General features: G+C 33.8%; 12 protein-coding genes. 4 read left to right on the forward strand and 8 right to left on the reverse strand.

Going from position 1 to position 14,701, the window contains the following annotated elements; genetic code table 11:
• Positions 1–87: 87 nt before the first annotated feature.
• Genes KF816_11935 through KF816_11950 form a run of 4 tightly spaced genes read left to right on the forward strand, consistent with a single transcriptional unit; the run spans position 88 to position 3,888 of the window.
• Complete coding sequence (locus tag KF816_11935; protein MBX3008722.1) at positions 88–1,149, forward strand: D-alanine--D-alanine ligase; 1,062 nt, start codon at positions 88–90, stop codon at positions 1,147–1,149.
• On the forward strand, positions 1,146–2,204 hold the full coding sequence (locus tag KF816_11940) for an ATP-grasp domain-containing protein (protein ID MBX3008723.1): 1,059 nt from the start codon (positions 1,146–1,148) through the stop codon (positions 2,202–2,204). The genes KF816_11935 and KF816_11940 overlap by 4 nt, the downstream gene beginning before the upstream one ends.
• Positions 2,182–2,658, forward strand: coding sequence for a GNAT family N-acetyltransferase (locus KF816_11945; protein MBX3008724.1), 477 nt, complete (start codon positions 2,182–2,184; stop codon positions 2,656–2,658). The genes KF816_11940 and KF816_11945 overlap by 23 nt, the downstream gene beginning before the upstream one ends.
• 24 nt (positions 2,659–2,682) lie before the next feature.
• A complete protein-coding gene (locus KF816_11950) occupies positions 2,683–3,888 on the forward strand; it encodes a KamA family radical SAM protein (GenBank protein ID MBX3008725.1) in 1,206 nt (401 codons plus the stop codon).
• Between the two features lie 49 nt (positions 3,889–3,937).
• On the opposite strand, the gene KF816_11955 is transcribed toward KF816_11950, so the two are convergent.
• Genes KF816_11955 through KF816_11990 form a run of 8 tightly spaced genes read right to left on the reverse strand, consistent with a single transcriptional unit; the run spans position 3,938 to position 14,632 of the window.
• Positions 3,938–4,816, reverse strand: a complete 879-nt coding sequence (locus KF816_11955) for an NAD(+)/NADH kinase (protein ID MBX3008726.1) — start codon at positions 4,814–4,816, stop codon at positions 3,938–3,940.
• On the reverse strand, positions 4,813–5,574 hold the full coding sequence (locus KF816_11960; protein ID MBX3008727.1) for a glycosyltransferase family 2 protein: 762 nt from the start codon (positions 5,572–5,574) through the stop codon (positions 4,813–4,815). Before KF816_11960 ends, KF816_11955 begins: the two co-directional genes overlap by 4 nt.
• On the reverse strand, positions 5,558–7,618 hold the full coding sequence (locus KF816_11965) for an O-antigen ligase family protein (GenBank protein MBX3008728.1): 2,061 nt from the start codon (positions 7,616–7,618) through the stop codon (positions 5,558–5,560). Before KF816_11965 ends, KF816_11960 begins: the two co-directional genes overlap by 17 nt.
• A complete protein-coding gene (locus KF816_11970; protein ID MBX3008729.1) occupies positions 7,615–9,471 on the reverse strand; it encodes an ABC transporter ATP-binding protein in 1,857 nt (618 codons plus the stop codon). Before KF816_11970 ends, KF816_11965 begins: the two co-directional genes overlap by 4 nt.
• Before the next feature lie 2 nt (positions 9,472–9,473).
• Positions 9,474–10,694 (reverse strand): hypothetical protein, encoded by a 1,221-nt coding sequence (locus tag KF816_11975; protein MBX3008730.1) that lies wholly within the window; start codon positions 10,692–10,694, stop codon positions 9,474–9,476.
• A 7-nt stretch (positions 10,695–10,701) separates the two neighbouring features.
• Positions 10,702–11,592: a site-specific tyrosine recombinase XerD gene (gene xerD, locus KF816_11980; protein MBX3008731.1), complete on the reverse strand. Its 891-nt coding sequence runs from the start codon at positions 11,590–11,592 to the stop codon at positions 10,702–10,704.
• Entirely contained in the window at positions 11,592–13,787 is a 2,196-nt protein-coding gene (locus KF816_11985; protein MBX3008732.1) for an HDIG domain-containing protein, read from the reverse strand. Before KF816_11985 ends, xerD begins: the two co-directional genes overlap by 1 nt.
• Complete coding sequence (locus KF816_11990; protein ID MBX3008733.1) at positions 13,787–14,632, reverse strand: HAD family hydrolase; 846 nt, start codon at positions 14,630–14,632, stop codon at positions 13,787–13,789. Before KF816_11990 ends, KF816_11985 begins: the two co-directional genes overlap by 1 nt.
• Positions 14,633–14,701 lie beyond the last annotated feature (69 nt).

The following is a 14,701-nucleotide window of genomic DNA, read 5'->3' on the forward strand; positions in this document are numbered from 1 at the left end:
TTTTTCTTTTGATCAAACTCATTGCAATTTTTTTTTTATTAATTATATTTCGAGAGAATTTTTTAAGGAATTGTTATTAGCTCTCTCTTGTTAAATAAAAAATTAAGAGTAGCACTCACATACAACATAAAACCGGAAGATTTTTCTTCTGCACACCAACAACTTTCTCATTCCGACAGTAAAACAAATGATGCAAATGATATTTATGCCGAATGGGATTCTGCAGAAACAATTAATGCTCTCAAAAATGCTCTAGCAAAATATCACGATGTGTTATTAATTGAAGCGGATGAAAATGCGTTTATTAAATTAAAAGAATTAAGACCAGAAATTGTGTTTAATGTTGCCGAAGGAGCGTATGGCATTAGCCGCGAGGCTCAAATTCCAGCCATGCTTGATATGCTTCAGATTCCTTATACTGGATCAGATCCATTAACATTAACTACTTGTCTCGATAAGGCGCGTACAAAAGAAATTCTAGCATATCATAACATTCCCACATCCAAATTTATTTTAGTGAATTCTCTTTCAGAAGTTGATAATGTTAGTATTTCATTTCCATTAATGGTAAAACCGGTTGGAGAGGGATCGAGCAAGGGGATTTTTAATTCTTCATTAGTATACAATACTGGTGAGCTAAAAAAATTAGCATCCGAAATGTTTAGCAGGTACAACCAGCCTATTATTATTGAAGAATTTTTGCCCGGAAGAGAGTTTACCGTGGCACTTTTAGGTAATGGTGATTCTGTTGAAGTATTGCCGATCGTAGAAATTAATTTAGACCAACTTCCTTCCTCACTTCAGCCAATTTATTCGTACGAAGCGAAGTGGATTGCCGACACCCGGGAAAATCCGTTGAATATTTTTACTTGTCCAGCCAAGATTGACAAAGCTCTAGAAAAGCAAATCAAAGAAACTGCAATAAATACTTTTAAGATTATGAGATGCAGAGACTGGTGCCGAATTGATATGAGACTTGATGCCAATGGAATTCCGAATATAATAGAATTAAATCCTCTTCCCGGCATTTTACCTGACCCAAAGGATAATTCATGTTTCCCCAAAGCGGCCAGAACAGCCGGATACTCGTACGATGAGATGATAAACAAAGTTTTGTTAACTGCCGCTCAGAGAAATAGTCTAATATGACTGATAAGAAGAAAATATTAATTTGTTTTAATGAACCAGCTTCGATCTATGACAATTATTTGGGAAAAGAAGTGAATTCTGGATCAGATAAAGTTGATTTATCTGAAAAGGATTTTTTAAATCAGATTTCTTTTCTTAAAGCAATACTAAAGAAAAAATATTCCAAAGTTGAAACATTAGCTTTCAATAAAAATATTTTCAAGATGATAGATTCAATTCGAGCATATAATCCCGATTTAATATTCAATTTTGTGGAATCTGTCGAGGGAATTTCTAATTACGAAAGTCATGTAGCCGGAATTTTCGATTTGCTCGGCTATAATTACACAGGTAATAATTCAATTACTTTGAGTAACTGTTTATTGAAATCGCGAACAAAGCAAATATTATCATCACACCAAATAAACACTCCAAGTTTTAGAATAGCTGCTTTAAATGAAATTCCATCTAGTAAAAACTTAAAACTAAAATTTCCTGTTATATCAAAATTGATTAGAGAGGATGCCAGTATTGGAATTTCAGAATTTTCTGTATCTAAAAATTATGAAGAGTTGAAACAAAGACTTAAGTATTTATTCAAAAACTTTAAGCAGGATGTAATAATCGAAGAGTATATTGAGGGGCGTGAACTCAATGTAGCTATACTCGGTGGCAAATTGCTCCCAATTTCTGAGATTAGATTTGATGGTTTGCCAGATGGACTTCCTAAAATTGTTACTTATGAAGCGAAATGGGCTCCGGAAAGTGTTTACTACAATTATACAGTTCCCAAAGTACCGGCAAAGGTAACCAAATCATTAAAAGAAAAAGTTAATTATCTGGCATTGACTTCCTATGAAGCATTAAGCTGCCGGGACTATGCTAGGGTTGATATACGAATCGGCAAGAATAATAAACCATATGTTATTGAGGTGAACCCAAATCCCGATATATCTCCCGATTCCGGTTTTGCCCGTTCTGCTTCTGCCGCAGGTATTAGTTACGATAAATTGATATATACTATTTCAACATTTGGTTTAATGAGAAAACCGTATGATACAACTTTTATCAACTGACCACCGAGCACAATTAGTAGAATTAATTGAGCGTATTGTTAATTTTTCTAATGAAGAAAAATTAACCGCAGTTGAGCTAATTGATGAGGCACTTTCAGGTACTCCGGGTTGTTCATACATTGTTTATGTTGCTAAAGATTCAGAAAAAGTGCTTGGTTATTACTGCATAGGAAAAAGATATTTAACCGATGGAGTTTACGATTTGTACTGGATTGTGGTTGATCAAAATAATCAAAAAGGTGGAGTTGGTTCAAAATTGCTCCAACATGCCGAAAATTTTGTTAAAGAGAATAAAGGAAGATGGATCCTAGCAGAAACATCCTCCAAAGAAAGTTATATAGCTACAAGAAATTTTTATTTAAGAAATAAATATTCGATAGTCTCCCAAATAAAAGATTTTTATACAATCAAAGACGATTTAATTGTTTTTGGTAAATATTTTAACTCTAACTAAAAGTAAAAATAAAGGGCAACTATCATGGAACTCTGGCAGCAGATGATCAGAGACAGTGTTCACACTGTCGACCAACTTGTTGAAAAATTTGGTATCGACAGAAAAGTGGCAGAGGGGCTTGACGAATTTTTCCAAGCTCGAATAAATCCATATTACCTCAGTTTAATAAGAACTCCGGGTGATCCTATATGGAAGCAATGTGTACCGGATAAAGTTGAATTGGAAGATATTGATGGATTTGAAGATCCGCTTCAAGAAGACGCAATGAGTCCAGTTCCTAATATTACTCATCGTTATCCTGATAGAGTTCTTTTTCTTACTACTAGTCAATGTGGGATGTACTGCCGTTTTTGTACGAGAAAAAGAAAAGTGGGCAACTCAGATAAAATTTCGATGAAGGAACTTGAATCGGCATTCAAGTATTTGGAAAAGCATCCTGAAGTGAGAGATGTAATAATGTCGGGCGGTGATCCATTGATGCTAACTGATACAATGCTCGAAAAAATATTAAAACGGCTTCGTCAGATTCCACATATAGAAATTATTCGGTTGGGAAGTAAAATGCCCTGTGTGCTTCCTCATAGAATTACCCCTAAACTTGTTGAGATGTTAAAAAAGTATCATCCAATTTATGTTAACACTCACTTTAATCATCCTTGGGAAATTACACCGGAAAGCTCAAAAGCATGTGAAATGCTGGTGAATGCAGGAATCCCGGTTAGTAACCAAGCTGTATTAATGAAAGATGTGAATGACGACGCGGATGTGATGAAAGAGCTTTTCTTAAAACTTCTAAAAATTCGGGTCCGCCCCTATTATCTTTACATGGCTGATGAAACCCGTGGCGCAAATCATTTCCGTACTTCAATTGATACCGGTATTGATATAATGTACAAACTCCGCGGCAGTATTAGTGGGTTGGCTATTCCCCACTTTGTCATTGACGCACCTGGCGGCGGTGGTAAAATCCCGATTCTTCCTCAATACATTTTACATAGGGATGAGGAAAAAATTGTGATGAGAAATTATAAGAATGAAGTATATGTTTATAGAGAGTCTCATCTTCCGGCTGCTGTTAAGCAGGAAAAGAATAGTGTCCCGGTGGAAATTGTAACGGAAGTAAAAGGTAATGGGAAAAATGGTAATGGTGGTAATGGTTCCTCCAAAAAACCCAAGAACTTGAAAGAGGAAATAGATGTACCTGAATTGTTTTCTCTAAATAATAATTAATGAATAATTAGATTATTTATATAAAAAATGCCGGTTATTCCGGCATTTTTTATAATTCATTTCTAACATCAACACCCCAAAATAGCTTCTTCCTTAAAGTTTCGTAGTAATTATAGTGCTGTGAATGAATAAGTTTGATCTTCGCATCCCCCTTCTTAATTTTAAGTGAAGCAGAGGTATTAATAAAATTCACTCTTTGTCCATCGCAACTTACCTGTATTTTTTCTGCTAAAGATTTAACCATAATAGTTATTTCCTGATCCCCTGAGATAACTAATGGTCTTGCAGTTAAAGTGTGAGGAGCAATTGGGGATAATACAATCACGTCAGCAATTGGACTAATAATTGGACCGCCGACTGAGAGTGAGTAACCTGTTGATCCTGTAGGAGTTGAGATTACAAGTCCATCAGCAGAGAAAGTTGAAAGCTCCTTTTCATTTATCTTAATGGTCAGTTCTATCATTTTTGGCCAGGGTCCTTTATCAATTACAATATCATTTAAAGCGAATAATGATTCGTTGATATCAGAACATTCACCATCAAGCGATACTCGATCTTCAATTGTATAATTACCTGACTTAAAATCGGAAAGGAACAACCCAAAATTTTCTATATCAAATTCGGCCAAGAAGCCAAGCTTTCCAATATTTACGCCGACTAATGGTGTATTAAAATTTTTTATTTCAAAGGCAGTATTGAGCATTGTTCCGTCGCCGCCTAATGAAAGAATTACATCACATTTAGTGGCAAGATCTCTGGTTGAGTAGAAACTATTTGCATTATTTAATTCAAGCTCTGCACCTTCAATTTGGCGGGTAGTCTCACTCAAAAAATATTGCACGGAATTTTTATCAAGAATTTCAGTTACCCGCTTCAATATTGAAAGAATTTCACTTTTGGCAGTGTTTGGGACTATTCCAATATTCATTTTTTAAGTTCCCATACTTTTGAGTATTTAATAAAAACGTAATGAGCTGAAAATAATGATAAAACTAGCCCATGAAATCCATCAAGAAAACCTAAACGTAAAATATACATTTTAATAAAAATAAATAATGGACGAATAATCAAATCAACTAAGCCGACTGGTTTATCTTGGGTTATAATATCCTTTGCCGCTAAAGTAGTGTAATGATTCATTTTATTTATATAATGCTCAATATTTGGATCTGTATAATGGTTCAAATCATATTTAAAATGACCGACCTTATTATAACCGGTTAATCCTTCATGGACAGATTTTTGATTAAATGATATTTTAGATTTATTAAAGAGTCGAGGAACTCTTCCAGGATACCAACCGCAATGTTTTATCCATTTCCCTAGGAAATATGCCTTTCGGGGTACATCATAAATATCAAACTGTGGAGCAGAATCTTTAAAGTCTTCCACTTCTTTTTTTAGCAACTCGGTTAATTCCTCATCAGCATCAATCCAAAATACCCATTCATATTTAGTTTTTTCTAGCGCGAGTGTTTTTGCTGACGAGAAGCCTGACCATTCGGCAATTTCAACATTCACCTCGGAGAATTTCTTCGCGATCTCAACAGTTGAGTCTATTGTCCGCGAATCAACAATTAACACGATATCGTCAATTATTCCAATTTGACTAGCGATGCAGCGTTCTATATTTCGTTCTTCATCCCTAGCTATAATAATAGATGAAAGTTTAATCTTTTTTTCCATTTTCCAATTCTGAAGAATAATTTTTATAAAACGCGATATTCAAACCCAATGTAAACCAAACGAGGGTAATAATTTCCTGATCACCAAAATTCCATTCACCAATTCCGGAGAATAAAAATCCAATAAATGCGGCAAGAGTTCCTAATGAATATGAGGATGCATACGGGATATTTTTTAATCTGGAGTAAATTTTAATATTTAATTTAAGAATCGACCCGAGCAGATAAACAACCACAATAAATCCAATGACTCCTAAAATTACAAGGAAATGGATGTAGTTGTTATGAAGATGTCCAAAATCCTCTTTAAAATATGGTTCTTTATATTTCGAATAAATGGTCTTAAGATCAATATCCCCTACCCCAAACAATGGATGATCTGATAAAATTTTGAAGCCGGTGCTCCACATTTGTAATCGTTCATGATTAGTTTCATGGTTTTTATCAAAAATCGAGAGAAGTCTATTTCTCTTATTATGGGATACATATAAATAATCATCTTTGAGCTGGAACCCGCTCGGTGAGTATTGTAATTGTAGCAATTGTGAAAAATCATACTTCTTTTCATTATCTCTTATTCTGGCAAATTTACCATCGAATGAAATACCATATAAATTATTGTTATAATCCTGAATTCGGAATATACCGGTTGTATTAAACGATTTTTTAATCGAGAGCGTATTATTCTCCACACCGATTACAAGCAACTCTTTATCGGTTTGCAAAATATAGTCGCCATCAAAACTCCACAAAAGATTGACAGATGTTGAGTATTCCAATGAATCAAGTAGAGTAAACTCTTCGGGATATTTATTTTCATAAAGTAGAAGAGACTGTTTCTTCTTGTTATATACAACAAAATAGTTTGAATCAGCTGTAAAGTTTGAATTCTCAGTAAGTTGTGGGAACTCGAATCTTCTCAACGAATCTGTATATTCAAAAACGGTTAAACCGCTGTCGATATCAAGCACAAATAATGATGAATTAATTGTTTTGAAATCAACCGTCTTCCCTTTTGAATAGACTGTCTCGAGTGATTTTGCTTTACCATCTTTAATCCTGGCAAATTGAAATCTTGAATCCATCAAATAGTTTACAATCAACGAATCATTAATTCCAAATGACGAAATTGCCGGAGCCGGAGTTTCAAGAGTTTGCACAATAGTTAAATCATCAAGAATTATTAACCCATTTTGATGATCAGCTATCATCATTTTATCAGCAACTGAGGTGATATTATTCGCTCTACCTTCAGTATTAATTTGGCCTACTTTATTTATTTCTGTCCCGAAAGAATATTTCTCTACCGAACTTTCATTTTTACTTAGAAAAAAGAACCCGATTATTACTAAAGCAGCGGGGGCTATAATCCACCATTTGCGCTTTATAATTAATATAACCACTATTCCGGTAATTGCCCCAAGCCAAGCTGCTCTTGTATAACTGGCAATTAATGCAACAGATGATATTAGGAACAAAGCCAAATACAATACTCGAATTAGTAATTTAGGTTTTTCATTTATGAATAGAGTAAATGTATAGACGGTTGTAAATGCCATAAGTCCACCCGCGGTCATTACATACTGGAACGGCGAAGGGCCGCGCATTTCATATTGGTAGAGCTGTGAGATAAAGTGTTCGTAAGCAAAAACAACATATAAAGTTAACGTGACTAGTGCGGCACCCAAATAAATTTTAAATACTGAAAGGGTTTTTTCTTTATTATCCAAAGAAAACATCATTACGTAAACAATCGGGATAAGTATCATTCTTTTAAAAAGTATTGTAAAAACTTCCCCTTTATTGACTGAAAGTAGTGCTGAAATAAATTCTGCGGCTAAGAAAAAAATAAAGGCTAACTCAAGTCCATTTTTTTGGGGTGTGATTCGTTTTTTGAATAATAAAATAATCACTATAAATAAAGCGCCGAAATAACCTATCTGGTTTATAAATATGGAGTTGGTAAGACTAAGCACAAATATTATTATAAATCCGAATAGGAGTCGATTATATTTATATTTTATTAAATCTATAGATTCTGTCATATGTTTTTAAATTGTAAGTCATATAGTTTTTTATAAATTCCATCGGTTTGATTAAGAAGAGCTTCATGCTTTCCATCCTGCACAATTTTACCCTTCTCGAAAACTAAAATTCTATCGGCATTTCTAATTGTACTTAAACGGTGAGCAACCACAAAAGTTGTCCTATCAAACATTAATCTTTCAATGGCTTCTTGAACTAGAACTTCCGATTCATTATCAAGGGCTGATGTGGCTTCGTCGAAAATCATAATTGGTGGATTTTTAAGGAGTGCCCTGGCAATAGCAATTCTCTGCCTTTGTCCGCCTGAGAGCTTCGTTCCCTTCTCCCCAATAATTGTATCGTACCCATTAGGCATTTCAATTATAAACTTATGCGCATTTGCTGCTTTGGCAGCAGAAATCAATTTTTCCTCATCATAATTGCTGAGTCCGTATGCGATATTATTTCTTACCGATTCATTGAAGAGAACAGTTTCTTGCGTTACAATTCCCATAAGTTTACGAACATCCTCAATAAGAAGTTCTTTAATATCAGTTCCATCAATCAATAATTTACCTGAAGTCGGATCATAAAAACGGGGGATTAAATCGACAAAGGTTGTTTTACCTGCCCCGCTACTTCCTACAAGAGCAATTATTTCTCCTTTATTAGTTTTAATATTTATATCGTTAAGTACAAGTTCATCCGAATCATCATAATGAAAATCTACATTTCTAAATTCAATTGAATCATTAAATGAGCTAATGTTCTTCGAATTTGGATTATTAGATATACTTGGTTTAATATCAATGATTTCAAAAATTCTATCTGCCGCCGCGCTTGATTCCTGAATCCGGTTATTCACGCTGCTAAGTTCTTTTATTGGGGGCATCATCTGAAAAATTGCCATGAGAAATACTAGGAACTCACTAGCTTTTATAGTTTTAGTGATTAGCACTAATTCACCGCCATAATAAATCATAGCAGCACCTACTACAACGCTCAAAAATTCTGTTGCTGGAGAAGCCGAGTTTCTAATTCGAACAATTTTTAATATTAGCTTAAAAAACTTCTGTGTCTCACTCTCAAATTTTTTATTCTCATATTCCTCCATTCCAAAAGCTTTCACCACTTTTACACCGGTTATAGTTTCATGTAAAACAGTGGTGAGATCTGCCATCTTTGCTTGCAGAATAGCACTTTGCTTTCTTAGAATTAATCCAATCCACGCAATTACTCCAATAGTTAATGGAAGGACAAGTATCGAAAATATAGTTAACCGCCAGCTAATTGATAGAGCTATCGCCAAAAAAACCATTATTGTTATTGGTTCTCTTACTAAATTAAGAAAGACGGCCGAGATACTTTGCTGCACCGCGTTTACATCATTTATAATTCTAGAGATGAGATTACCGGTTTTCTCATTTTTATAGAAACTCATTGGTAGTTTATGTAGATGTCGATAAGCTTCATTTCTGAGATCGCGCATCATCCCCTGTTCAACAAAAGCTAAAAAGTAAGCCTGAAGATAGCCGAATATATTTTTAGCAAAAAAGGTAAATAGTACCAATAAACATACTTTTAGAAGGACTTCTTGAGTAGATCCGTCGAATATGTAGTTTTTTATTGAATCAATTATTGAATTAAAGAAATTAATTAATGGTTTGAAAATTGATTCGCTGGTTATTGGGTTTGATACTTCGGCTGTATTTTTAATAGCAGCTTTATCCTGAAATAAAGTATCGAGTAGTGGAATGAGTAAATAAATAGAAAGTCCATTCAACATCGCATATAATATTGAAAAGCCAGTAGATAATGAAACATGCTTCCAGTATGGTTTTAAATACTTAAGTATTCGTAAATAAGTTTTCATAATTAATAAGGTAAATTATTTAGTGAACTTCCGCCGGCTGATTCAATCTTTGAAAATAATTCGTTTTTAATATAATCATAAATTACAATAGAACTTACGCCCTCTTTTATTTCATCATAAAATATTAATTCTCCCTGAACAAACATATTTTTGATTGCTCGCCCAGTATGGGTAGAAATTATCTTTCTGCTTGCCCCTTCAAATACAATTATTTCGGAACTCACATCTGACTGATTTAACTTAACTTCAAAAACGGCAATTAAATAATTCCCATCATCAGACCATATTAAATCAGTAAGGGATTTATCACTTTTATAGATATTCTGGACCGATCTAAAATTATAATCCTTGAGATTAAGTTCACCATTTTTATTCATTTCTATTTCATACTGATTATTTGGGGAAAGAAGCTGAAATCTTTTAGCTGGCGGCAGAGGAAATCCCTCTTTTATAAGGTTATAACTTCGTTTATTGGCTAAAGATAATTTCCCTCGTATATCAAACGAATAGAGATATTGAACAACCAGCGAGGCATCCACAGAATCGGGGTTTGATATATTTACTTTAAAGGTATCTATATTTTCCCAAAATGAATATAGCTGTGAACATTCGCCGAATTCTGCTACTGTTTGTGGGTCGTCTGTTTCCGTACTTATCAACCAAACTTTGGTATCCTCAATAAAGGGGAAGCCTTCCCTCATCCCGGTTTTTCTTGCGGTTGTAAAAAAATGAACATCACTAAATGAATTTCTATTTAAAGTTAAAACTGAGTGCAGAGGCTTAGTCCAAACATTCTCAATATTTTTAGTTATGAGATTATAGCGGTAAAGTGAATTGCGTCCAAAATACTTTGATATGTAGAGAACATTATTGTAGCTATCAGTTATAATTCTTCTGTTGTGTACAATATCAAACTTATTGATAATCTGATTTTTAAATAGATTAAATGCTTTTTTGCCTGCCGCATAGGATGTTTCATATTCTCCGAGTAATAAGCGGTATTTATTCTCGTTGACTTTTTGTATTACTAAACCATCCATAATTATTCCGCTAAGCTGATCTTTCATATTTCTAGTTTCAAGCAGAGTTCCAAATTCAAAAAGTGAAATTGAGTATTCTTTAACCCTTTCCCCCTTTTTTTTAACATTTACGTTTTTTGCACAACTAACGGTAAGTATAATTAAGAATATTGAGTACAATATTTTGTTAAGGATATTATTCATCTAAAGATTAACCCCTTGGATGATGCTCTTTGTGAACTTGCTTAATATAGTTTCGGTCAACGTGAGTATAAATTTGGGTGGTTGAAATGTCAGCGTGCCCAAGCATTTCTTGAACTGCTCTCAAGTCTGCTCCACCTTCTAATAAATGGGTTGCGAAGGAATGCCTAAATGTATGCGGATGAATTTCCTTAATAATTCCAGCTTCTTTTGCATATTTAACAAATATTTTCCAAATCCACATTCTTGAAAGTTTTGTACCCCTTTTATTTAAAAATAGAAAGTTTTCACTCTTATTTTTCTTCTCAAAGATTGGTCGTGCATTTTTCAAATATTTATTGATCCAACTAATTGCACTACTGCCAATAGGAATAATTCTTTCTTTTGAACCTTTCCCAAAAACTCTCATTACTTCCTCCTCAAAAAGGATGTCACTAATTTTTAAATTGATTAGTTCAGAAACCCTTAAACCACATGAATAAGAGACTTCTAGAATAGTTCTATCACGAAGTCCGGTGTGTTCTTCAACATCTGCCTTTTGCAAAATTTGTTCAATCTCATCGTAAGTTAACACCGCGGGGAGTTTACGGCTCCTTTTCACAGAAGCTAATTTTTGAGTTGGATCATTTTCTATATATGAGGATTGATGCAAAAATGCAAATAATCCTTTTATTGAGGATAAATATCTCGCTGTGGTTGAGGAGTCCACACCAAGCTCTCTCTGCAATTCCAAATATTTTGTAAGAATTTTTGAGTCAACATTGTTCCAATCATCAATCGAATTTTTGTCCAGATAATCGATTAATTTATTTAAATCGCTTTGGTAAGCAAAAAGTGAATTATCAGAAAGATTTTTTTCAAAGCGAAGAATGGAGATATACTCTTTCAGAAATGCTTGCATCAGCCAAGTTCTTCAGATTTATTTGTTTCTAATTCACTTTGATTAGGGTACCGGATTCTCTTATGATGATGTCCAACGAGAATATTTAGGAAGGAGTCCTTTATTTTCTTTATATCACGATAAGTGAGCGGCGTATCATCTATTTGACCATCATCAATTCTGCTGTCGATCAAGTTAACTATTATATTTTGAATTTTTTGTGTATCAGCTTGCTCAAGTGAACGGACAGCGGATTCGCAAGCATCAGCAAACATTACAAGCGCAGTTTCCTTACTATTTGGCTTGGGTCCAGGATATCTATAATCTTTAATGTTTATCTTATCTTCCCCATACAATTCTTTAGCTTTCTCATAGAAATAGCTCATTTTTATTGTACCATGATGCATCGGAATAAAGTCGATGATCTCCTGCGGAAGATTTTGCTGTTTGGCAAGAGAGATGCCATTTTCGACATGAGCAAAAATTCTCTTAATACTCTGCTCAGGTTTTATATCCTCGTGAATATTATTGTTATTGATTTGATTCTCTACAAAACTATAAGGGTCTAAACTCTTACCTATATCATGATAGATTGCGCCAACTTTACTCAATAATGGATTAGCATCTATCTCTTTTGCGGTGGTTTCAACAATAGTGGCCATCGTAATGGAATGATTAAAAGTTCCAGGTGCGTTTCTTGCTAAATCCTGAAGTAGTGGATGATTGAAATCGGTTAATTCCAGCAAAGTAAGATCAGTAGTTATTTTAAATATACGTTCGATAAAAATAATCAGACCATAAGTAAGTACGGGACTAATTAAAGCATTGGAAGAAGCAAAAGCGAAACTGTAGAGCATCTCCTCAGCTGAGTCGAATCTTTCCAATCCGAAAGCAATAATACTTACAGTATATCCAATCAATATATATAGGAGCGATCTATAAATTTGTGTTCTATTCTTAATATCTCTAACAGTATAGGCGCCTAAACCTCCGGCAATAATATTTGAAACCGCAAATGCATAATCATTACCACGAAGAGCGCCAACGAGTAATGCGGCTACAACAGTGCCGTAAAATCCAACTCTGCTGTCAAAAACTATTGTAAGCAGCATAGAACACACAGGAAGTAAAATTAAATACTGGATCGGCAGAGAAACATCTATTTGATAAACAAGAAAAGTTAGGAATGATATAAAAATGAAAATGCTGGCAATTAAAATAAGCTTAAGATTATCATTATAGAGTTTCTTTCGGAATAAGTTGATATATATTATGAAAGGCAGAAAAACAATAAGAACATGAAAAAATTTTCCAACATTTTGAATAAGTCTTCCCCAAAACGTAACCTCTTCCCCTTTTGCAATTCTATACGAATCAATTTTTAATTTTATTTCGGGTGTTATTCGGTCATGCTTTGCGACAATTCTCTCATTTTCATTAACAATACCAATGTTGCGGGGAATTCTTTCTCTTGCGTTTTGGATTGCTTGATCAGTTATTTTTTCACTGTAAATTAAATTAGGTTCACAAAACTTCATTATATATTCAGTTAGAGCCTCATTTAATCTATTATTATTACCAATAATATTTCTAAAACTTGAAGTTATAAATTCGTTTAAAGAAACACTGTCAAAGTGATAGGATTTTGGGAATATTCTTTCAAATCGTCCATCTCTAACAGTAACTGAATCCTTTTCAATTTCGGGCAATGGCCGGTTTAAATAGCCTCGTCCATATACAATAGGAATAATATCTTTGATCGTCCTAAAGACCTCATTAATTGAAGAGACTCGAATCGAGGGAAACTGAAGTGGGCTTTTATAAAAACTTAACAATAACGAGTATGATGAATCACTTAAAATTGTTCGGTTTGTTAATACATCGGTTCTCGTAAATTCACTTAGTAAAAACTGATTGTATGTGGAGAGGGAATCGAGATATTTTTTTTGAATCGCGTTATTTTTTAGAAATATTGGATAGACCGATGAAGCTGCTCTCTCTTTTTCCTTCTCATACTGCTTGGAGTCTTTTAAAATTTCGAAAGTAGTTGATGCAATTATTTCTTCTCGTATCCATACGGAACCAATTGTAACTTCAGAATCGATGGATTCCCCTTTGGGGAACATCATTGTAATGAGGACTGCAGTAAGAATAAGGATTAAAACTTTTACACGCAGACTAGTTTTTAAATTTAGTCTCGATTTACTATTAGTCATTAACTCTTCGCGTCTAATAACATTTTTAAGAATTCGTTCACCCCACCATCATTATTCGATTTCTCAGTCACATAATCAGCAAGTCTTTTTATCTCAGGCACAGCGTTATTAACGGCTATTTTAAGGGCTTCAGTATCAAACATGGCTTTATCATTATACCAATCGCCAACTACCGCTGTGTTATTTATACTTATTTTCAAATGTTTTAATAGTCGTTTTAATCCATAACCTTTATTGCATTTTAGATTTCGAACTTCAAGTAAATAAATTCCCCCATGTCTGTTCGATTTATAATAAGATGCCTTAATTCCAAAAGTATAAGGGAAAGTCATTTTTGAAGCTACTTGCTTTATATTTTTTTGAGTATCACTAACTAAGATAACTTCTAATGTATTCTCTAAATAATTATCATAAGAATCAACCTGCTTATACTTGGCACCAAATTTTTCAACTAATTCGGGCACTGAAGAATTATCTTCTGTAAAGTAAACTGCTGAATTGTGGCAGAGAGCGACTTTTAGCAAAAATTTATCTGCCAATTTTAATGCTCTTTTTACAATGGTTTCTTTTAAACATGATTGGAATATGATGGGGTGATCCAAACTTCTTTGTATTAATGTGCCATCAAGTGTAATAAGGGGCGCAGTAATGCCCAAATCATCGGCATGATAAGTTACAGCGCTTAAAATTCTTCCGGTAGCAATAGAAAACACCACATCCTTCTTTGCCAAAGCTCTAATTAATGATTTTGTTTCATCATTAATTCTATCGCTATCATCTATCAATGTACCGTCCAGATCGAAAATAACAGCTTTGATATTTTTTAAGATTTCGGGACCATTCATGTTGAGTTAAGGATATAGTTAATTTATAGCATCAATAATTTAATAATAATGAAAAAGGAAGAAGGATGA

Source organism: Melioribacteraceae bacterium (genome assembly GCA_019638015.1).
Lineage (GTDB): Bacteria > Bacteroidota > Ignavibacteria > Ignavibacteriales > Melioribacteraceae > JAHBUP01.

Coding starts and splice junctions, on each gene's coding strand:
- KF816_11950 (MBX3008725.1), top strand. CDS start 2,683: ATGGAACTCTGGCAGCAGATGATCAGAGACAGTGTTCACACTGTCGAC.
- KF816_11985 (MBX3008732.1), bottom strand. CDS start 13,787: ATGACTAATAGTAAATCGAGACTAAATTTAAAAACTAGTCTGCGTGTA.
- KF816_11975 (MBX3008730.1), bottom strand. CDS start 10,694: ATGAATAATATCCTTAACAAAATATTGTACTCAATATTCTTAATTATA.
- KF816_11940 (MBX3008723.1), top strand. CDS start 1,146: ATGACTGATAAGAAGAAAATATTAATTTGTTTTAATGAACCAGCTTCG.
- KF816_11965 (MBX3008728.1), bottom strand. CDS start 7,618: ATGACAGAATCTATAGATTTAATAAAATATAAATATAATCGACTCCTA.
- KF816_11990 (MBX3008733.1), bottom strand. CDS start 14,632: ATGAATGGTCCCGAAATCTTAAAAAATATCAAAGCTGTTATTTTCGAT.
- KF816_11960 (MBX3008727.1), bottom strand. CDS start 5,574: ATGGAAAAAAAGATTAAACTTTCATCTATTATTATAGCTAGGGATGAA.
- KF816_11955 (MBX3008726.1), bottom strand. CDS start 4,816: ATGAATATTGGAATAGTCCCAAACACTGCCAAAAGTGAAATTCTTTCA.
- KF816_11945 (MBX3008724.1), top strand. CDS start 2,182: ATGATACAACTTTTATCAACTGACCACCGAGCACAATTAGTAGAATTA.
- KF816_11970 (MBX3008729.1), bottom strand. CDS start 9,471: ATGAAAACTTATTTACGAATACTTAAGTATTTAAAACCATACTGGAAG.
- xerD (MBX3008731.1), bottom strand. CDS start 11,592: ATGCAAGCATTTCTGAAAGAGTATATCTCCATTCTTCGCTTTGAAAAA.